This is a genomic window from Parabacteroides sp. 20_3 (assembly GCF_964238835.1).
Taxonomy (GTDB): Bacteria; Bacteroidota; Bacteroidia; order Bacteroidales; family Tannerellaceae; genus Parabacteroides; species Parabacteroides distasonis.
In genome coordinates, this window is sequence record NZ_CAXSNO010000009.1 from 1 (window position 1) to 20,928 (window position 20,928).

At 48.5% G+C, this 20,928-nt stretch carries 12 protein-coding genes; 11 read left to right on the forward strand and 1 reads right to left on the reverse strand.

Going from position 1 to position 20,928, the window contains the following annotated elements:
- Positions 1–179: 179 nt before the first annotated feature.
- The 8 genes from ACESPU_RS17265 (at position 180) to leuB (ending at position 15,194) form a co-directional block, all read left to right on the forward strand.
- The gene (locus tag ACESPU_RS17265; protein WP_373133564.1) at positions 180–4,712 is read left to right on the forward strand and encodes a T9SS type A sorting domain-containing protein; all 4,533 of its coding nucleotides are present in this window, start codon (positions 180–182) and stop codon (positions 4,710–4,712) included.
- A gap of 3 nt (positions 4,713–4,715) precedes the next feature.
- On the forward strand, positions 4,716–8,198 hold the full coding sequence (locus ACESPU_RS17270; protein WP_373133566.1) for a hypothetical protein: 3,483 nt from the start codon (positions 4,716–4,718) through the stop codon (positions 8,196–8,198).
- A 409-nt stretch (positions 8,199–8,607) separates the two neighbouring features.
- A complete protein-coding gene (locus ACESPU_RS17275; RefSeq protein WP_022192773.1) occupies positions 8,608–10,110 on the forward strand; it encodes a 2-isopropylmalate synthase in 1,503 nt (500 codons plus the stop codon).
- A gap of 14 nt (positions 10,111–10,124) precedes the next feature.
- A complete protein-coding gene (gene leuC, locus ACESPU_RS17280) occupies positions 10,125–11,522 on the forward strand; it encodes a 3-isopropylmalate dehydratase large subunit (protein ID WP_005864399.1) in 1,398 nt (465 codons plus the stop codon).
- 26 nt (positions 11,523–11,548) lie between these two features.
- On the forward strand, positions 11,549–12,136 hold the full coding sequence (gene leuD, locus ACESPU_RS17285; protein ID WP_005854475.1) for a 3-isopropylmalate dehydratase small subunit: 588 nt from the start codon (positions 11,549–11,551) through the stop codon (positions 12,134–12,136).
- A 2-nt stretch (positions 12,137–12,138) separates the two neighbouring features.
- A complete protein-coding gene (locus ACESPU_RS17290) occupies positions 12,139–13,653 on the forward strand; it encodes an alpha-isopropylmalate synthase regulatory domain-containing protein (protein WP_057326665.1) in 1,515 nt (504 codons plus the stop codon).
- A 20-nt stretch (positions 13,654–13,673) separates the two neighbouring features.
- On the forward strand, positions 13,674–14,117 hold the full coding sequence (locus ACESPU_RS17295) for a methylglyoxal synthase (RefSeq protein WP_005854477.1): 444 nt from the start codon (positions 13,674–13,676) through the stop codon (positions 14,115–14,117).
- 15 nt (positions 14,118–14,132) lie between these two features.
- Positions 14,133–15,194 (forward strand): 3-isopropylmalate dehydrogenase, encoded by a 1,062-nt coding sequence (gene leuB / locus ACESPU_RS17300; protein WP_122114769.1) that lies wholly within the window; start codon positions 14,133–14,135, stop codon positions 15,192–15,194.
- A 132-nt stretch (positions 15,195–15,326) separates the two neighbouring features.
- Here the strand turns inward: leuB and ACESPU_RS17305 are convergent, their stop codons facing one another.
- Positions 15,327–16,148, reverse strand: a complete 822-nt coding sequence (locus ACESPU_RS17305) for a tetratricopeptide repeat protein (protein WP_008780061.1) — start codon at positions 16,146–16,148, stop codon at positions 15,327–15,329.
- Positions 16,149–16,306: 158 nt separating this feature from the next.
- On the opposite strand from ACESPU_RS17305, the gene ACESPU_RS17310 reads away from it, so the two are divergent.
- The 3 genes from ACESPU_RS17310 to ACESPU_RS17320 all read left to right on the forward strand — a co-directional run bounded on the left by ACESPU_RS17310 (position 16,307) and on the right by ACESPU_RS17320 (position 20,895).
- Positions 16,307–17,152, forward strand: coding sequence for a mechanosensitive ion channel family protein (locus ACESPU_RS17310; RefSeq protein WP_005854480.1), 846 nt, complete (start codon positions 16,307–16,309; stop codon positions 17,150–17,152).
- A gap of 492 nt (positions 17,153–17,644) precedes the next feature.
- Entirely contained in the window at positions 17,645–17,974 is a 330-nt protein-coding gene (locus ACESPU_RS17315) for a hypothetical protein (RefSeq protein ID WP_005854481.1), read from the forward strand.
- A 266-nt stretch (positions 17,975–18,240) separates the two neighbouring features.
- Positions 18,241–20,895 carry a DUF6383 domain-containing protein gene (locus tag ACESPU_RS17320; protein ID WP_373133567.1) on the forward strand — a complete coding sequence of 885 codons (2,655 nt, stop codon included), beginning with the start codon at positions 18,241–18,243 and terminating at the stop codon, positions 20,893–20,895.
- The last annotated feature ends 33 nt before the right edge of the window (positions 20,896–20,928 follow it).

Sequence of the window (20,928 nt, forward strand, 5' to 3'; positions counted from 1 at the left end):
CCCCCCCCCCCCCCCCCCCCCCCCCCCCCCCCCCCCCCCCCCCCCCCCCCCCCCGGCGTGTTTGCGCTCGGCGCATGGGAAAAAGGCCATCCTACGAATACGACACGCTAAGTCGGGAATGGTGAGAGATACCGATACGTATTATGAATACAAAACACCTATTTATAAATTTATTGCTTATGAAAACAATTTTACGAGGAATTAGTATGAGGTTGTCGCTCATCGCGATGGTCTTGTGTTTATGCGCCGCATGGCCGGGGCATGGACTGGCTTGGGGTATGGCCGGGTCGGCGAGCCTGGCGGGGATGACACCCGGGGCTCCGCAGAGCCAGGCGGAAGGGGAGGTACGGTTTACCAGTACTCTGGATCCTGTAGCTTATTGCTTTATCTACGAGTGGAATCCGGTGGCTACTTGGAGCTTAAATTTCAATATCGAGAACTTCACGAAAGGCATGGCTATACGTGTACAGCTGGTGAACACCGCTAATCCGGACGGGGTAGAGTTCCGCTTTGAGGATTCTGAGCCGGCGCAAACGTTAGACAATGGCGGCTTTTGGATACCAGACGAGAAGTTGACGGACTATGGATATAGCGTTGGGCTTCGTCTGCAAATGAATAGCTCGAAGGGGTGCGAGGCTGGCTATACCGTGAAAGTGTACAGCTCGCAAGACATAAGCACGGCTGCTTTGGCCTCTACCGGGCAGACGATACGGTTTATGCTGAGTGATAAGGCTCCTGCTATGGGGGAGTTGTCGCGTACATCCGGCGATCTGAACGAGGATATCCCTTTTGCGATCAACGTGACGAAGGCGGGTTTCCTGCAGGGGCAACACGCTAAGATGAAGATTTATCTGAATGGCCCTTCTGAAGGCTTGACCCTTTCCGGGCAGAACCTAAGTAAAGAGACAGGTCTATATAATGAGCCCATATACGTATTAGATATCCCTTCCTTCTCCGCTACGCAATTCACGTTGATGGCTCACGCCACGGAGGAATGGAACGGAACGGTTCAAGTGGATATTTGTGATGCGGACGGCAATAGGATAGTATATGGCGGCCAAGCACCGTTCGTTTTTCCGGCCAATAACTCACAGGACGATATAGCCGCTTTGAAAGCGATCGCCGAGGCCAATCCGCTGAACTCGGACTTGCAGAACTTCATCTCCAACAAGGATTACTTGAAAGACAGGGGATCGAACGATGGCTACAACGTGGGCGTGACATGGAACACCGAGTCCACGAGCCGGGTGAAAAGCTTCTTCATCGATGATGGTAGGACACAGACGGTCACTACCATGGATGTATCGGCGTTGTCCGGGTTAGAGCAGTTGGACTTGCAGAATACCCGGTTGAAATCCTTGGATTTGTCCACTTTGACAAAACTTCGGAGCTTGAGTTTGTATGGTAATGATTCGCTTACTTGGTTTACGGTGAAGCTCCCGAACTCGTTACCGGAGAATTTCTGGATGAATGGTTATACTACGATCATGGCCGGTACTCCGGTAGATGGCAATAACGCTTACGCCGCAGCAGGCACGGAGATCGATCTATCCGCTTACGCTACGGTGGGTGGCGTGAAATCGGTATATCAATGGTACCTTATTGATCGGGCTACTGGTAAACGGACGAAAGCGACTATGCAGGCGGTATCTGGCAAGGACGGTGCTTTCATATTTGAAGGAAAGCCGGGCGAATATTATAAGTGCGAGATCACAAACAATAATTACAGAGATTGGTGTATGGAGACACCAAGGATCAAGGTTGCTCGTGGCTCTGCAGACTACTCCCCTGCGGACATCGCCGGATTGAAGAAGTTGGCTGCCGATAACCCGAATATCACCCAATTGAAGGAGTTCGTGGATAGCAAGGGCTGGGAGCGCGAGAATTGGAACTCTTATCAAGACAATATCCGCACGGACTGGAGCACGGGTGAGGTAGGCCGGTTGACACATTTATATATCTGGTTCGAGTGGAACTCTACGGATACGATCTCTCAATTAGACCTAAGCGCTTTCACCGAGTTGAGGCATTTCGAGTGCGAGAATCACATGAATATCTCGAAACTGGATGTATCGAAGAACACGAAGCTGGAGCACTTGCATATATATAGTAAGAATCTGTCTTCTATTGACCTATCCAAATGTCCGGAACTGCGATATTTTAGATTCGGTACGAATCGCACGTTGGAGGGACGGTACCAAGATACGAAGCTGGCGACACTGAACCTTACCGGTTGTTCGAAGCTGACGGAGCTTTACCTTGAGCATTCGCCCTTGGCTTCGCTGGATATCTCATCCTTCAAGCAATTGAGCCGTCTGGAGATCGAGTACTGCCCGAACTTGAAGTTGCAAGGTTTCGATAAGGCTACGAGCTTGACCTATTTGGCCTTGCCGCATACAGAACAGTTCGCGGATCTGGTAAAGAACCTGCCGGCGTTTATCCGTCATCTATATCTGCAAAATACGGAGTATGAGCTTCCTTCCGCACAAGTGGGAAAGAATCTGGAGTCGTTGGGATTGCCGGGATACGTGGAGAGTCTCGATCTGGCTCAGTACCCGAACTTGAGTAACTTGAATGCGGATGGATCTCTTTTGAGATATTCTACGGTGAAGAACTACCGGCAGATAAATTATAACGGTTTGGGGCACATAACGCTTACTTCCCCCTCTCATCCGGGAGATCCATACTGGTTCGAGAACGGCGATACGATCGATCTCTCCTCGGAGGCCGTGATCGATGGCATAGAGACCGTATTCCTATGGGTAAACGCCAAATATAGGACAGAGGAGAAAGAGGCATTGAAGCCGGTGCCAAACCGTCCGGGCGTATTCGTGCTGGACAGCAAGGAGGAAAAGTATGGAGACTACTATTGTAAGCTGATGAACCCGAAGTTCTGTAAGATCTCGGAGATTAATGTACGTGACGGCTGGCAGATCGAGACCTCACGCATCCATGTGGAAACCACCGTTCCCCAAGTATTCGCCGAGAGTGACGTGGCTACCTTGGCACGTATCGTAGACGCTTCCAACAACAAGGCATTGAGCGAGTGGTGGAGCAGCGGTGCATGGCAGACGGACGAGAACTCTTCGAACGCACAAGCCGTTTGGAACGACGAGAACCCGCGGCGTTTGATCCATTTATATATGTATGAGATGGGCGAAAGCTTTACGAAGAAGGTAGATCTCGCTGCCTTGGATAAGCTGGAGATCTTGTCGTTGACAGGCAATAGGGTGGAGGAACTGACCTTGCCGAAGAACAATACGGTATTGCGTTCTTTGATGCTGGGTGGAAACTATTCTTTGAAATCTTTGATCGTATCCGAGTATCCATCGCTGGAGTATCTGGATGTGTCTAGTACGGACTTGACGGCTCTCGACTTGTCTAAGAACAAAAACTTGAAGGAGTTGTTCTTGAATTGGACGATGCTTGACGGGGTAGAGAACAGCGCTTCGGCTTCGGGCCTTGCCGCTCAATTAACCGCATATGGCTTGCCTATACCCACTACCCGGATCGATTTGGCGGACTTCTCGGCCTTGATGTCTTTCAATGCCGATGGTTCGTGCTTGGAGTTCGCTAACGTGGAGAACCCGCGGCAATTGGAGGCTGCCTTCGGTGTTGTTAGGTTGCCGGTAGGTGAGGTTCGTCCGGGAGGTTTCGTGGCTTATGGGGAGACAATCGATCTTTCCTCACAAAAGATGGTAGGTACATCCGCCTCTCGCTTTACTTGGGTATTCGACGGCGATACGATCGACCATACGGACAGCCGCTATACGATTACCGAAGACTTGACCCCGAATTATCAAATTGCTGGTCTTGTAACCAATCCATTATTCCCCGGCTGGACGGTTCAGTACGATGCGTGGGTTTACACCTGCGATGGCGATGCGAACCTCGACATGCTGGTAAACGTACAAGACGTGACCGCTACCGTAAGCTACATCTTGCGGGACAAGGATAACATGATCCCCAACTTCGGTTTTGCCGAGGCGGATGTGAACTATAATAATAATGTAGAGATCGCTGACGTAATCGGTATCGTCAACCTCATCCACGGCAAGCCGGTTACCAAGGCCAGTGCACTGCGTTCTGAGGCCGAGGTTCCCGTACAAATGGAGCTCGACGCTGATAACTTCTTGACGATGAATAGCCAAGTACCGGTAGCCGGTATCTATCTGGAGTTGGTGGGAGCCATTGACGAGATCCCGTTGCTGGGCGATGCCGCCAAGTTCCTGCAGGCTTCCAGCTTGAACGGGGATACCTTGCGTGTGATAGCTTATAGCTTGGATGGCCGCACGATTCCTTCGGGCAAGAGCCGTATCCTGCGTATGCCGGCGGGCGTTACCTTGGTAGGGGCCTCCTTCTCCGACGCGAAGGCCAACAGCTTGAGGTCCGGTGGCGATGCGATCGTGACTTCCAACGCCCCGATCGAGGCGATCAGCCAATTGGCAGCCGTGTCCAACTATCCGAACCCGTTCCGTGGCAGCACGACCTTCCGTTATCAGTTGACGGAGGCGGCCGAATCCGTGACGATCCACGTATTCTCTGCGAATGGCGCTTTGGCCGCGGTATTGAACGGTCTGCCCGGCGAGGTGGGCGATAACCAATATTCGGCCACGCTAACCTTACCGGCGGGCGTTTACTACTACCGCTTGACGGCGAAGACAGGCCATGGTGTGAAGGCAAGTAATACTAACATCTTTATCTGTAAGTAAATTATGAAAGTGAATCATATAAAACAATTATTCGTAGCCCTCTTCCTGCTGTTATCGGCGGGAACGGCTACCGCCGCCCAGTGGAAATTGGCGAAGACGAACCTGAACGCCGCTGGCAGCAAGGATACGCTCACGCTCGAAGTATCCGATAATAACACCTTTAGTTTCTCCTCCTTCCAGGTGGATTTCACCCTACCCGAAGGTATCTTGCTGGATGGAACTCCGATCCTCGGCGAGTTGGCCGTTGATCATGCGCTTACGTGGAGCAAGCGCACCGATGGAAGCTTCCGCTGCGTGGTGTATAGCGCGGGAAACAACGAGATGAAAGCCCCGGAAGGCAACGTGCTCCGTATCCCGGTAGTCCTGACGGCCTCTTTTGAGGGAGGGACGTTTACGGCGAAGAACGGACTCCTGTCCAACAAGGCCTCCAATGGACAGCCGGTGACGGACTTGAGCGGGGTGGCCCTTACGGTGCATAAGGAGCTGAAACATCTGGTGGTGAACGTGTCGGGCTTGGAGCAAAAGGCCAACCCTGTGTCACCTGCAAAATTGGGTTATACGGTCATTCCTGCTAACAAGACCCTTAAGGAGGCTTACTTTACGGATGCGGATTGCACGAAACCCGCATCCGATGCGGACCGCAAGAAAGAGGGTATCCTGTATGTCAAGCTATCCTATGCGGGTGACACTGACTACGCTGAGTTCGAGGAGGTCTATGTCATGAGTCTGACGAGCAAGATCGCTATTGACGCACGTAAAATCACGAAGCCGCAAGCGACAGGTATCAAGGAGGGGCAATTGCTTTCAACCTCTTTACTGTCCGGTGGTAGCGTAAAGGATGAAGATGGATATACGATTGCCGGTACCTTCGTTTGGACGAACGGGAATGCGGTAATGCCGGCCGGGAAGCAAAGCTGTTCCGTCACTTTCTATCCGGATAACTCTTCTTATTACAATACAGCGGAGGTGTCCGTGGAGGTTGAGGTAACCCCTACGTATCTAGTCACCGCTACAGGGACAACAGGAGGTACCGTAAACGTATTGGGCAAGACCGAGGATGACGTGTACGTGAAGGGTCAAGAGATCTCCTTGGTAGCCCTGCCTCTGCCCAATTATAAGTTCGAGAGTTGGTCGGTAACGGGCGCGAGCGAGACCTTGCCGGCGAATGATTCCATCTCTGTTAAGGCGGATAATAATAAGACCTATACGGCGAACTTCTCCCCGATCATGCATACGGTATCGATCGAGACGGCAGGCAACGGCAGTCTCTCTGTTAAGGCGGAAGATGCGGAGATTGCGTCTGGAGCTTCCCTGCGACAAGGTACGGTCTTGCAAATCGTGGCTACCCCGGACGTGAACTCCCAGTTGGAATCATTGACTATAAACGGAGACTCGCTAAAGGGTAATAAGGTGACGCTAACAGGGGATTTGACGGTCAAAGCCGAATTTGGGCAAAAAGCGGGGGCACTTGTCACCATCAAAGATGTGGCGAACGGTTCTATCTTATTATATAAGGAAAATGGCAGTTTGATTGCTTCCGGCTCAACAGTTCCAATTGGTGATAAGGTGCGTGTGGTTGATCTTCCAGATGCCGGATATAGCTTGGGTGGCAGTGGTGTCACCTTATCAGGCGTGACCGGTTCTACTACGACGAACTTGTGGACCGTGACAGGCGATGTTACGGCTTCAGCTACTTTCGGTCCGAAGCCATATAATGTAGTAGCTTCTGCCGTAAGCAGCAATCCGAATGAGACTACCACCGGAAAGATTACCTTAGATAAATCCGGTGAGCAGTTTTATGGCACGGAAGTGCGTATAACCGGTATCGAAAAGAACGGAGCGAGACTGCTTTCCATCTTGGCGAACGGTAAGGAAATATCTCAAAATGATGTTTTGACCGTAACTGGCGACTTGACCGTGACAGCCGTATTCGACCATCTGGTGCCGATCAAGAGGGAATACATCTTTTGTCCGTATCAAGAATACTACTATAGTGGCGTATCCCGCCCCTTCATACCATTTGCTTCGCAGACCTATGCGGGCTTCTCATTCAATGTATCGTATATAGCCTCGGATAATAAAGAAGTTGGGAAAGCTATTGATGCTGGCAAGTATACGGTCGTGTTGAGGCGTGCTGAAGATGGTTTATATGAGGAATTTTATGAGAAGTATCCGGACCCAGAGCATCCGAATGAAGGGGAAGTAGGCTTGACAATTAAGAAGTCTAAGATTGCGGTAATGAAAGCACCCGAGGGTAATGGAAACCCGACAACCCGTCCAGCAGAAGGTACTGAGGTGAGTATTAATGTCGATCCTACTTATAATGTTTCCGGCGTGACAAAATACGTGATTAAGCCTAAGAGTGATGTGGCTAAGAAGAATTACGAAGGCACGGTTTACTATTATTCTACAAATGCCCCGGTAGAATTATCCTTTGGCACGTCCATCTGGCGTTCAGCGGAAGAGCCGAAAGGCTACGTGCATGTCACCAATGGCGGTATGTCATATCCTGAGACAGATGGAAAGGTCTCTATTCCGGCAGGTATAGAGGTGATGTTGGAGGCCGTGCCTCTTAAAGGCTATAAATTCTCCCATTGGAAAGATAACGGCGATACCAATCCTCAAAGAGAATATGTGGTAGAGAAAGGTGTTAGTGGTGTTGAACCTGTATTTGTCGGCAAGGATAATCTAGAGTTCAAGTTAGCCCAAACCTCTTCCGTATATAATGGTGCAGCGCAAACCGTATCCGTGACAGGTACGGGCAACGAGGCTTGCCAGATCACGTTCTTCTTTGATGAGGCCTGCACGCAACCGGCTGTCTTGAAGAATGCGGGTGATTATTATGTACGTATTTACCGTCCGGCTGATGCGGAGTATAATGAATATAAGACGGAAAAAGGATTGCGTTATACGATAGAGCAAGCTGAACTAGCAGAATCGAAGGTTACATGGCCTGCGGCTTCCGGTATCTTGTCCGGCCAAAAACTATCCGAGTCTGTTTTACAAGGCGGGCATGCGGGTATCGTTGCCGGAACATTCGCTTGGAGCAAACCGGAAACAGCGCCTACGTCCACCGGTCAGCAAGAGGTTGCTTTTACGCCGACCGATCCGAATTATAAGCCGGTTAGTAGCAAGATAGAGGTGAAGGTTGTTTCCGCTACCTCCTCTCCTTCCACGGATCCGGAAACACCGGTCACCCCTGTAGACCCCGTAGATCCGGAGAACCCGGATAAACCGGATCAACCGGATACGCCAACCGGCATCGAGTCCATCGAGGAAGGCATGAGCCTGTATACGGCCAATCAATCTATCTTCGTGAATATGCCTCAGCAGGTAGCCTTGAAGGTAGTCGATGTGTCCGGCATCGTTCTTTACGAAGGTTCGATTCTTGGCAAGGCTGAGATCCCGGTAGGGCATGCCGGAGTCTACTTCGTCCGCTGCGAGGCCTTCGGCGATTCGTTCGTACGGAAAGTCGTGGTTCGCTGATTCTGCCAATGCCCATCGTAAGGTGCTTATGATGGGCATTGTAAACATCTTATACTGCCCATCGTAACAACCTTACGATGGGCAGTGTTATTTCGTAAGGTATACGATCGTTTGGCTTACGGTTTATAATAAATAATAAGTAAAAAACTTCGGATTATATTTGCTGGTCTCGAAAAAGGCCGTATCTTTGCAACATTCAAACAAAAACAATAAAGACAAGAACAATGACACGCAACTTGCAAAATAGTCTCATTATTTCTCTAAACATTATTCTACTCTGGGAACGGGATAGGAAGTGAGACTGTATGCTTTGCGAGCATTACGATAGATGAAAGAGCCTTTCTCACTTCCTTGTGAGAGAGGCTTTTTTAGTTAGTATAGGATATTAGTAAATTAAGAATATAAGATTATGTCAGACAGATTATTTATTTTCGACACCACCTTACGTGATGGTGAACAGGTTCCGGGATGCCAGTTGAATACAGTGGAAAAGATTCAAGTAGCTAAGGCATTGGAACAGCTAGGTGTTGATGTGATCGAGGCTGGTTTCCCTGTCTCCAGTCCCGGGGATTTTAAGAGTGTGGTTGAGATTTCAAAGGCCGTGACTTGGCCGACCATCTGTGCCTTGACCCGTGCGGTGGAGAAAGATATCGACGTGGCAGCCGAGGCGTTGAGATTCGCTAAGCGGGGACGTATACATACCGGAATCGGCACTTCTGATTCTCATATCAAATACAAGTTTAACTCCACGAGAGAGGAGATTATAGAGCGTGCGATCGCCGCCACGAAATACGCTAAAAAGTACGTGGAGGACGTAGAATTCTACTGTGAGGATGCCGGGCGTACGGATAATGAATATCTGGCCCGTGTCGTGGAGGCCGTGATCAAGGCCGGGGCTACCGTAGTGAATATCCCGGATACGACAGGATATTGCTTGCCGGATGAGTACGGGGCGAAGATTAAGTATCTGATGGAACATGTGGATGGCGTACATAACGCGATCTTGTCCACCCATTGCCATAATGACTTGGGCATGGCTACCGCGAATACCGTACAAGGCGTGTTGAACGGAGCCCGTCAGGTGGAGGTAACCATAAACGGCATCGGTGAGCGTGCGGGTAACACGTCATTGGAAGAAGTCGCCATGGTTTTCAAGAGCCATAAAGAACGTGATATCATCACCAATATCACGACGAATAAGATCTATAGTACGAGCCGTATGGTTTCTAGCTTGATGAATATGCCGGTACAACCGAATAAGGCTATTGTCGGACGTAACGCGTTCGCTCACTCCTCTGGTATCCATCAAGATGGCGTTTTGAAGAATGCGCAAACCTACGAGATCATCGATCCGAAGGATGTGGGTATCGATGATAACGCGATCGTATTGACTGCTCGTAGCGGTCGTGCGGCGTTGAAGCATCGCCTGCATGTTTTAGGTGTGGATCTGGAGCAGGAGAAATTGGACAAGGTGTATGATGAGTTCTTGAAACTGGCCGATCGTAAGAAAGATATTAATGATGATGATGTTTTGATGTTGGTCGGAAAGGATCGTACGGCCACACACCGTATTAAATTGGAATATTTACAGGTAACTAGTGGTGTTGGAGTACAATCAGTCGCAAGTATTTGTTTAAATTTGTCGGGAGTAAGAAAATACGAGGCCGCGGCTGGTAACGGTCCGGTTGACGCGGGTATCAAGGCGGTGAAAAAAGCCATTAGTAATAGTGACATGACGATTCAGGAATTCTTGATTCAAGCCATTAATAAAGGTAGCGATGATACGGGCAAGGTGCATATGCAGGTAGAGTATAACGGGGCTACCTATTATGGGTTCTCCGCGAATACCGATATTATCGCCGCTTCCGTGGAGGCTTTCGTGGACGCCATCAATAAGTTTATAGTAGACTAAAAATAGACAAGACAATGAGCAAGACATTATTTGAGAAAATCTGGGACAAACACGTGGTGGACACGTTGCCCGACGGAACCATACAATTGTATATCGACCGTCTGTATTGTCATGAGGTGACTAGCCCGCAGGCTTTCGCCGGATTACGTGCACGTGGATTGAAGCCCTTCCGTCCCGCGCAAATCACTTGTATGCCGGACCACAATATCCCGACATTGAACCAAGATAAGCCTATCGAGGACCCTATATCCAAGAATCAAGTGGATACCTTGGAAGAGAACGCTAAGTATTTTGGCTTGACGTATTACGGTCTTCAACATCCGAAGAATGGTATCATCCATGTGGTAGGTCCGGAGACAGGCTTGACGCAGCCGGGTATGACGATCGTTTGTGGCGACTCCCATACTTCTACGCACGGTGCCATGGGCGCTATCGCCTTCGGTATCGGTACGAGCGAGGTGGAGATGACCTTGGCTACCCAATGTATCATGCAGCGTAAGCCGAAAACGATGCGTATCACGATCGATGGTGTACGTAAACCGGGCGTTACGGCGAAGGACTTTGCCTTATACATTATTAGTAAGATGAGTACCAGCGGTGCTACGGGCTATTTCGTAGAGTACGCTGGCGAGGCGATTCGTAATACGACCATGGAGGAACGTCTGACGATCTGTAACCTTTCGATCGAGATGGGTGCCCGTGGCGGTATGATCGCTCCGGATGATGTTACTTTCGATTATTTGAAAGACCGTGAGTTTGCCCCGAGAGGCGAGGAATGGGAGCGGAAGGTGAGCGAGTGGCGTCAGCTGTATAGTGATCCGGACGCTAAGTTCGATAAGGAGATCGTTTTCCACGCCGAGGATATCGACCCGATGGTTACGTACGGAACGAACCCGGGCATGGGTATGAGTATCAGCAAAGATATCCCCTCCTTAGAAAGCGTGCCCGAGGCAGGCCGTATCTCTTATAAGAAGTCTTTGGATTATATGGGCTTCAAGGCAGGCGAGTCTATGTTGGGTAAGAAAGTGGATTATGTCTTTTTAGGTAGCTGTACGAATGGCCGTATCGAGGATTTCCGTGCTTTCGCCTCTTTGGTGAAAGGAAAGAAGAAAGCGGATGATGTAACGGTTTGGCTGGTTCCCGGCAGTTGGCAGGTAGAACGGGAGATTCGTGCCGAGGGGATCGACAAGGTTTTGGCCGAGGCCGGCTTCGTCCTTCGTCAACCGGGATGTTCCGCTTGTCTGGCGATGAATGAGGATAAGGTTCCGGCGGGTAAATATGCGGTCTCCACTTCCAACCGTAATTTCGAGGGCCGCCAAGGACCGGGTGCTCGCACCATCTTGGCGGGGCCGCTTGTGGCCGCCGCCGCCGCTGTGACAGGTAAGATCACGGACCCGAGAGAACTGATGTAAAGACTAATCTAATAAAGTAGCATAAGATGAAAACAAAATTCAATATAATCACAAGCACTTGCGTGCCTCTTCCTTTAGAGAACGTGGATACCGACCAGATTATCCCAGCCCGCTTTCTGAAAGCGACTACCAAGGAAGGGTTCGGCGAGAACTTATTCCGGGATTGGCGATATGATAAGGAAGGTAATAAGATCGAATCATTCGTCTTGAACGATCCTACGTATAGCGGAAAGATATTGGTAGCAGGAAAGAACTTCGGTTCCGGTTCCAGCCGTGAGCATGCGGCTTGGGCGATCGCCGATTACGGTTTCCGTGTCGTGGTCTCCAGTTTCTTCGCCGATATCCATAAAAACAACGAGTTGAACAACTTCGTGCTGCCGGTTGTTGTGACTGAAGAGTTCCTCGCTGAATTGTTCGATTCGATTTACAAGGACCCGAAAACTGAGGTCGAGGTAAATCTACCGGAGCAAACGATCACGAACAAGGCTACGGGCAAAAGCGAGCATTTCGAGATCAACGCCTATAAAAAGGATTGCCTGATCAACGGATTGGACGATATCGACTATTTACTGGCAAATAAATCAAAGATAGAAGCCTTCGAGGCAGCACGCTGATTATGATAGAAATAATGGATACAACCCTCAGAGATGGGGAGCAAACTTCGGGCGTCTCCTTCGCCGCTCACGAGAAGCTCAGCATAGCGCAAGTGCTGCTGAGCGACTTAGGCGTGAACCGGGTGGAGATCGCCTCCGCCCGTGTGTCGGACGGAGAGTTTGAGGCCGTGAAGCGTGTAGCCGCTTGGGCCGCCCGTTCCGGAAACCTAGACAAATTGGAGGTCTTGGGTTTCGTGGATGGTACGGTCTCTCTCGACTGGATTGAATCCGCAGGTTGCCGTGTCGTGAACTTGCTTTGCAAGGGCTCTTATAAGCATGTCACCGAACAGCTTCGAAAGACTCCCGAGCAACACGTTGACGATATTCGTACGGTCGTATTGGAAGCGGCGAAACGGAAGATCGACGTGAATATCTATTTGGAGGACTGGTCGAACGGTATTAAGCATTCCCCGGATTACGTATTCTTGGTAATCGATGCGTTGAAAGGACTTCCGATCCGCCGTTTCATGCTCCCGGATACCTTGGGAGTCTTGAATCCCGGAAATACCTACGAGTATTGCAAGATGATGGTGGACCGTTACCCTGATTTACGGTTTGACTTCCATGCGCATAACGACTATGATCTTGCCGTCGCGAATGTATATTCCGCCATCCGTGCGGGTATCAAGGGAATCCATACGACCGTGAACGGTTTGGGAGAGCGTGCGGGTAACGCTCCTTTGAGTAGCGTACTTGCCGTTATCAAGGACCAGTTGGGAGAGGAGACGAGCTTGAGGGAGGAAAAGATAAACAAGGCTAGCCGTTTGGTTGAGACCTACTCCGGGGTGCATATCCCGCCCAATAAGCCGATCATCGGAGAGCATGTGTTTACGCAGTGCGCCGGTGTTCACGCAGACGGTGATAGCAAGAATAACTTGTATTGCAACGACTTGCTTCCTGAACGTTTCGGACGGGTTCGCGAGTACGCCTTGGGCAAGACCTCCGGAAAAGCGAATATCCGCAAGAATCTGGAAGCGCTCGGTATCGACATGGACGAGGGTTCGATGCGTAAGGTTACGGAACGGATCATTGAGTTAGGGGATAAGAAAGAAATGGTTACCCCGGAGGATCTTCCTTATATTATCAGCGATGTGCTTCATCATGATAATGCGCTGGAGGATCAGAAAATCCGGATCTTGAACTATTCCTTATCCTTGGCCCAAGGGCTGAAACCGGTGGCTACCTTGAAGATCGAGATCAATGGCGAGGCTTACGAGGAATCGGCTTCCGGTGATGGCCAATACGACGCTTTCGTTCGTGCCCTACGCCGGATTTATTCCCGTTTGAACCGCCCGTTCCCGATGTTGACGAACTATTCGGTATCCATCCCGCCGGGAGGACGTACGGATGCGTTTGTGCAGACGGTCATCAGCTGGAATTATGCCGGGGTCGATTTCAAGACTCGTGGCCTGGACGCTGACCAGACCGAGGCGGCGATCAAGGCGACATTGAAGATGCTGAACAAGATAGAGGATTAATAATTAAAAAGGTAAAGGGTATGAAAAAGTTAACTATCGCGCTTGTAGCGCACGACAATCGTAAGGCGGAAATGGTAGAATGGGCGGTACATAACGCTGAGTTCTTGTCTCACCACCATATTGTTTGTACGGGTACGACCGGAAATTTGGTTCGTAAAGCTCTCGAGGAAAAAGGGGTGAACGCGGATATTGCTTGCATGCATTCCGGTCCGATGGGAGGCGATGCTGAGATTGCCGCTATGGTTGTCCGTAAGGAGATCGATTTGGCGGTCTTTTTGATAGACGACTTGAATCCGCAACCGCACGAGGCCGACATCCAGATGTTGCTTCGCCAGTGCCGTGTTCATAACGTACCTATCGCTTGTAACCGTTATAGCGCCGACTTGATGATTACAAGTACCCTGTGGGATGATGACACGTATTTCCCCACGGAGCCTAAGTATGTACATTTTAACAGAGAATAATAACAAACATTTACGATGAAACTGAATATAGCAGTACTTCCCGGAGACGGGATCGGACCAGAGATTTCCGTGCAAGGCGTGGAAGTAATGAGTGCCGTTTGTGAGAAATTTGGACATGAGGTTCACTATGAGTATGCCCTTTGTGGCGCTGACGCGATCGATAAGGTAGATGATCCTTTCCCGGAGGAGACCTATCGGATTTGTAAGGATGCCGACGCTGTTCTTTTCTCGGCCGTGGGCGATCCTAAGTTTGATAATGACCCGACAGCGAAAGTACGCCCGGAGCAAGGTCTTTTGGCGATGCGTAAGAAGTTGGGCCTGTTCGCTAATATCCGTCCGGTGCAGACCTTCAAATGCCTATTGCATAAATCGCCGTTGCGTGCCGAATTGGTGGATGGCGCGGATTTCTTATGTATCCGTGAGTTGACCGGGGGTATGTATTTCGGTGAGAAATATCAAGACAACGATAAGGCATACGATACGAATATGTATACCCGCCCGGAAATTGAGCGTATCTTGAAAGTGGGCTTCGAGTATGCGATGAAACGGAATAAGCACCTGACGGTTGTTGACAAGGCGAACGTACTTGCCTCTTCCCGTCTATGGCGCCAGATCGCTCAAGAGATGGCTCCTAGCTATCCGGAAGTAACGACAGACTATATGTATGTGGACAATGCCGCTATGCGTATGATCCAAGAGCCGAAATTCTTCGACGTGATGGTAACCGAGAATACGTTTGGTGATATCTTGACGGACGAGGGTTCTTGCATCAGCGGCTCTATGGGCTTGCTGCCTTCCGCTTCTACCGGAGAGAGCACACCGGTTTTCGAGCCGATCCATGGCTCTTGGCCGCAGGCGAAAGGGCTGAATATCGCGAACCCCTTGGCGCAAATTCTTTCAGTAGCGATGTTATTCGAGTATTTCGACCTCAAAGAAGAGGGAGCCTTGATCCGTGAAGCCGTAGACGCTTCCCTCGACGCGAATGTCCGTACGCCGGAAATCCAAGTGGAAGGTGGAGCGAAATATGGAACGAAAGAAGTGGGTAGTTGGATTGTCAATTATATCACGGAAAAGTAGTATAAATAGGCCGATTTCGCACCAGTAGTGGCGCAGGCTCGCACGTATAGTGGCATCGGCTCACGCGAGTAGTGGCATTGGCCTACGCCACTACTCGCGTGAGCCGATGCCACTATACGTATAAAAACAGCCTTAACGAGCCATCTTCATCAACTCGTCGATAGTCGTTTTATCATATCCCATATCCTCAGCTTTCTTGAAGTCTAAGGCGGCCGATGCCTTCTCATATTGGGCGAGTTTTACTTTGCCTCGCAATACATATAAAGCGGCTGTCGGGGTACTTTCCACGAAAACACGATTGATATCGGCCATAGCCCGGGCGTTCTTGCCCATCATGAAGTATAGATCGGCACGGCCCTCGTATAAGATCCATTCACGGGGCATCTCGCTGATCAAGTAATTAAAGATGCGTTCGCTCTCATCGTAATTCCCCCGTAGCTTTTCGAGAATCGCGTGTCCCAGACGTCCTTTCACGGATTTCTCGTTTACTTCCAGTATCTTATCGAAATCCTGCTCGGCCAAAAGATAGTTCTTATGTTGTAAATGAAGCATTGCCCTGCAATATAACGCCTCTTGATGATGGGGGTTCAAGATTAACAGGGCATTGTAATCGTTCGTCGCTTTTTCTATCTCACCCATTTCCGTATATAAGCCGGCACGATTTTCCAGTATGGCCTCATTATTCGGATGGCGGCTTAGGGCGGCGGTATAGGAGAGAAGGGCATCTTCCAGTTTCCCTTGTCTACGCTGTATCGTCCCGAGATTCATGAGCAAGGCGTAGTTGTTGGGGTTGCCCGGTTCGAGGCGCATGGCGGCTCGTAGGCTCTCTTCGGCGGAGACTAAGTCGTTCTTGTCCAAGAAGTCAAAACTTTTCTCGACAAACTTCTCGTATGTCTGAGCGTGGCCATAGCCTATTGAAAGGAAAAGGGCGGCGAGTATCGCAAGGATTTTCATGCTGTCGAATTTAACGTGTTATTTGATTGATCGCAAAGCTACGTAATTATTTCATGGTTTTACCAGATTAAAAAAACTTTATACCTTTGCTACATTTCATAATATTTTGGAAGATCAGATTGTTATATAATTAATAGATTAATTAAAATAGAAGAGATATGGTATTATTAGCAGCTGTAGAAGCGAGTTCTAAATTAGAGGAAGCTATCAGATCCTTGGTTGAGCATGGCTCCCAATTGGGTTTTACGATTATTAAAGCCCTTATTGTCTTCTTGGTGGGACGATTGGTTATAAACTTACTTAATAAACTGGTTCGGAAGATATTGAGCAAACGGGATATCGATCCTTCTGTCAAGACTTTTGTCGGCAGTTTGGTGAATGTCAGTTTAACCATTTTATTGATTATTTCAGTCGTAGGGGCGTTAGGCGTTCAAACTACGTCGTTTGCCGCCTTGTTGGCTTCCGCCGGTGTCGCTGTCGGTATGGCATTGAGCGGTAACCTGTCAAACTTTGCCGGTGGATTGATCATCCTTCTTTTTAAGCCTTATAAGGTGGGTGATTATATTGAGGCGCAGGGCGTTGGCGGTACCGTGAAAGAGGTCCAGATGTTCCATACCGTATTAGGTACGGTTGATAATAAGGTCATTTATATACCGAACGGCTCTTTGAGCAGTGGCGTTGTGACTAATTTCAGTAACCAGACGACTCGCCGTGTAGACTGGACTTTTGGCGTGGAATACGGCAGCGATTATGAGAAAGTAAAGCAAGTGATAGAGTCTGTATTAGCGAAGGATTCCCGCATCTTGTCCGAGCCGGCCGCTCCGTTTATCGCCTTGACAGCCTTGGCGGACAGCAGCGTAAACGTGGTGGTACGTGTTTGGGTAAACAGTTCCGACTATTGGGGCGTGTATTTCGATATTAACAAGAATATCTATGCGACCTTCAATGAGGTAGGTATCGGTTTCCCATTCCCGCAACTTACCGTACACCAAGCGAAGGATTGAAGTTCGTGATAATCTATGACTTGTCCTTAAAAGGAATCTCTTTGTTCAAAAATCTTTGAGTTTCGTTAGATGTGCGGTTATTTTATAGATGGTTGAACAAAAAGATTTATCTTTGTGAATCGCAAATTAGAGATTAGACACAGAGTGTATACGATATTACGGAACTTTATTTTATTACTTTAGTATTTTTATTTGATTATATTTAAGTAGAATGATTTAAGGCTCATCCTTATATAGATTAAGGGTGGGCCTCGTTTTTTATAGTAGTGTGTAGAGATTCCACACTCTCGTGGGGAAATTTTCCACATTCCACGGTTTGTTCCACACTTTGGCAACCGAATGATTGATTCTTCGCTTTTGGTTAATTGTCGGATTTACAACTTGTTATTCTCTTGTCGTTTTTTAGGGTGAGTTTTGGCACGGAGATTGCACCCTATACTGCGAATTTATGATGTAAGAGAAAAAAGGTTTAGGTATTTAGGTTTTTAAGGTATGAAAAAGATTGTTTACGGGGTTATTGTCGCTTTATGTGGCTTATTTATTGCCCCTGATGTAGAAGCGCAAGCCGGGATGGCCGGTAGCGCTAAGGAAACAGTGGCACAGGATAAATTTTATCCGATCGAGGTAACTGATATGCCCCAAGTATTGCGTGATGCGGTAAATACTTCCTATGAGGGATGTATGGTGAAATCAGTTGAGGTGTCAAACAATAGCACGTTTGTGAAGTATAAGGTAGTATTACTTTCCAGAAATGGTAAGATATATAAGGTTTATTTCGATGACAGAGGTCATGTCGTAAAAGAACATGCTTATTTTGAGTAAGCCTGTGAAGATATTTATTGAGTAGATTAGATTTCCAGCCGTTTTGCCTGTGAAGGTGGAGCGGTTTTTCTCCAAAATATATAGTTTCATGATATTACTATATAAATACACTGTTTACATTTTTAGTAGTATAGTCGTCCTGTTCGTGAGAATAGGACGATTTTTGTTATAAGACGCTAAATCGATTGTTAATCTCATACCCCCTCAAAACCTTTTCTAAACAACCCCTGTTTAGACTGTGATTAATAAATAAAATCTATTTGATTATGGACAAAAAATGTACTCTTATTGCTGCGGCCCTGATGGTTGCGGGCGTATTCTCGGCTAATGCTCAGTCGAGTACGACCGTTCCGGAGGCTCAGTGGAAAGCCGGTAACTATTATTATTTAAAGACAGGTTCTTCCGTTTTGTCTTTAAGTGGTGAGAAAGCCGATTCAGTAATTGTTAAAACTTTGGCGTCAGACGCTACCAAAGCCGCTATTGATTCTGCCTTGTGGCAAATCACGAATGCGGGCACGACTCCTGCTGGTCCTGTGTATCAATTCAAAAACAAGAAGACACAGGCCGTTTTGTCGTTTGCGGCTTCATCTACGGCAAAGCCTGTTATCACATCGGGCGTGAATCAGTGGACATTCTCTGACGCTGCCGGTGGTAGCGCTATTCAGGCTTATTACGGAAACAATCAAATCTTGGCGTTGGATGTAGTTGGGACAGACTTGAGTTTAGGTTCTTCTGCCTCTTCTACGAAATTTACCGTAGAGGCTCCTAGCGACGCTATGTATTTGAGCGCAAGTGAGCTGGGGGATGGTTTCCAAGTCTTTCAATTGACGTTTGGAGGAAATTATCAAGGAAATATCTTCGAGGGTAAGAACTTGATAGCGAAGAATACGGCGGCTCCCGCTACAGGCGCTATTGCGAACGCTAAATATGTGACCTTGCAGATCCAAGGTGACCAAGTATTTAGTGATGGTAAAGCAAAATACTTAGGTGTCGATACATTGAAGAATGTGATAGCCGGTGCTACCGGTGTATATGGGGCTAAGTTTACGGCTGACTCCACCTATGACGCTAGTGGCTTGCATACACTGGGTAACGCTGATTTCCAGAAATTCTATTTCACGATCAACTTGAAGAACGATGCTTTGGCTATGTATGCCGCTGCCGCTCCGACCGTGAACGCAAGTCCGATGACCTCCGTTCCGAACGTACGTGTCGTATATGCCAGCGTGATCGAGACGAAAGCCTTGACCGTATCTGACTTGCAGTCGGGTTCTACTCAACCTGCTCAAGGAGCCGCTCCTGTTATTACCGTAACGAAGGGAACTCCTTCTACGATCGCTACAGGTACAGGCGTATACTTCTTGAAGAGCGCGAGCAAGGGCGATAAGGGCGGACAATACGCTGTCGCTTACGATAAGAGTGCCGCTTCCGATAAATTGGTAACTGCGGCAGGTTTCAAACCTTCTATTTATCAACCGAAGGGACAATGGTATATCAAGGAAAACAACGGAATGTATTCGGTTGTAGACCGTAATACGAATACGACTATTATCTCTAACGAGGAGATCTTCGCCGTTCAAGGTATGGCCAATACCTATACATTTGGGGGTAGCACCGATTCTATTACGGTGGAATATCAAGCGAATGTGGATTTAAAGGATAAATTCTTGGGTACTCGTCACTTCTCTGCGGAGGAACTCGCCGATAATGGTTATGTATTGAACTTGATCTCCGGTACTCCGGGTGTAGACGATCTGTATGCGTTTACTTCTGATTCCGTATTGATGATTAAATCCGGTGACGCAGCGAACGCAGCCGCTCTTCGTATCGTGGTTAGCCAAGATTCCGTACAGAATGTAACGGATGGTTTAGGTGCCCGTGCTTTAGGTGATACCTTGTATCATGCGACTTATATGTTGAAAGAACGTTTCAGTAATGATTTGGTTGCCAGCGAGAATGGTGGACCGTTGAAATTATCTGATTATACCGCTCCGTTGGAATTCGTATTCAATACGGCTACGACCGGTGGCAAATACCAGATGGCTACAAGGGTAGGCGCGACCACTCAATATGTCTTTATGAACGTGAATACGGCGAACCTGATCCTTTCCGATAAGGTTAACTACTTCGACTTTGTCGCAGTAGAGGCTCCGGAGTACGCTTCTATCGACGATTCTCACAAACGTTTCGGTACGAATGGCAAGTTCTTGACGATGAATCCGCTGAATTTCTTTGCCGAAGTGAAGAACGAAGGCCAAGATATCTTGAAGTCAACTTATGAGACTGACAACTTCTCTTTGTGGGTTCAAGAAGCCGATACCGTGATCGCTGGTAAACCGTTGTATTTCATCACGACATCGATCTATACGCCGGAGACAACTACCAAAGCTGTTTCTCCTCGCTACTATATGGTATCCTTGCGGGATTCTAACGAGACATTCGTTAGCAATGGCGCTACTTACTACCGTGTAGGCTTCAGCGATAAAGCGAATATCGTTCCGTCTTTGGATAACAACGCTTTGTTCGCCTTCAAGACAACTCAGGATGGTGGTTACTTATTGGAGAACCAGAAAGAGCTGAATCGCACCGTGGCCGCAGGCGAGTTGAAGACTCCTTATGTAGGTGTGGTAAACAATGTTGTGGTAATGTCTAATGTTGGCGTTCCATTCACGATCGAGAATGCTCCGACCCCGGTTTCCAACGAACAATTGGAAGAGGTTGCCAGCTTCACGGTAATCGCTGGCGAGGCTAGCGTTACGGTCTTGAACGCGGCAGGCAAGACGGTTACATTGTCTAACATCTTAGGTCAGACCACCGCTTCCGCTATCGCTTCTTCAGATAACTTCGTGATGCCGGCATCGAAAGGTATCGTGGTAGTTTCCGTTGATGGCGAGACCGCTCAGAAGGTAGTCGTTAAATGATGAATAACTGATAGTGGATATCAGTTTGTATAC

Coding starts and splice junctions, on each gene's coding strand:
- ACESPU_RS17265 (WP_373133564.1), top strand. CDS start 180: ATGAAAACAATTTTACGAGGAATTAGTATGAGGTTGTCGCTCATCGCG.
- ACESPU_RS17270 (WP_373133566.1), top strand. CDS start 4,716: ATGAAAGTGAATCATATAAAACAATTATTCGTAGCCCTCTTCCTGCTG.
- ACESPU_RS17275 (WP_022192773.1), top strand. CDS start 8,608: ATGTCAGACAGATTATTTATTTTCGACACCACCTTACGTGATGGTGAA.
- leuC (WP_005864399.1), top strand. CDS start 10,125: ATGAGCAAGACATTATTTGAGAAAATCTGGGACAAACACGTGGTGGAC.
- leuD (WP_005854475.1), top strand. CDS start 11,549: ATGAAAACAAAATTCAATATAATCACAAGCACTTGCGTGCCTCTTCCT.
- ACESPU_RS17290 (WP_057326665.1), top strand. CDS start 12,139: ATGATAGAAATAATGGATACAACCCTCAGAGATGGGGAGCAAACTTCG.
- ACESPU_RS17295 (WP_005854477.1), top strand. CDS start 13,674: ATGAAAAAGTTAACTATCGCGCTTGTAGCGCACGACAATCGTAAGGCG.
- leuB (WP_122114769.1), top strand. CDS start 14,133: ATGAAACTGAATATAGCAGTACTTCCCGGAGACGGGATCGGACCAGAG.
- ACESPU_RS17305 (WP_008780061.1), bottom strand. CDS start 16,148: ATGAAAATCCTTGCGATACTCGCCGCCCTTTTCCTTTCAATAGGCTAT.
- ACESPU_RS17310 (WP_005854480.1), top strand. CDS start 16,307: ATGGTATTATTAGCAGCTGTAGAAGCGAGTTCTAAATTAGAGGAAGCT.
- ACESPU_RS17315 (WP_005854481.1), top strand. CDS start 17,645: ATGAAAAAGATTGTTTACGGGGTTATTGTCGCTTTATGTGGCTTATTT.
- ACESPU_RS17320 (WP_373133567.1), top strand. CDS start 18,241: ATGGACAAAAAATGTACTCTTATTGCTGCGGCCCTGATGGTTGCGGGC.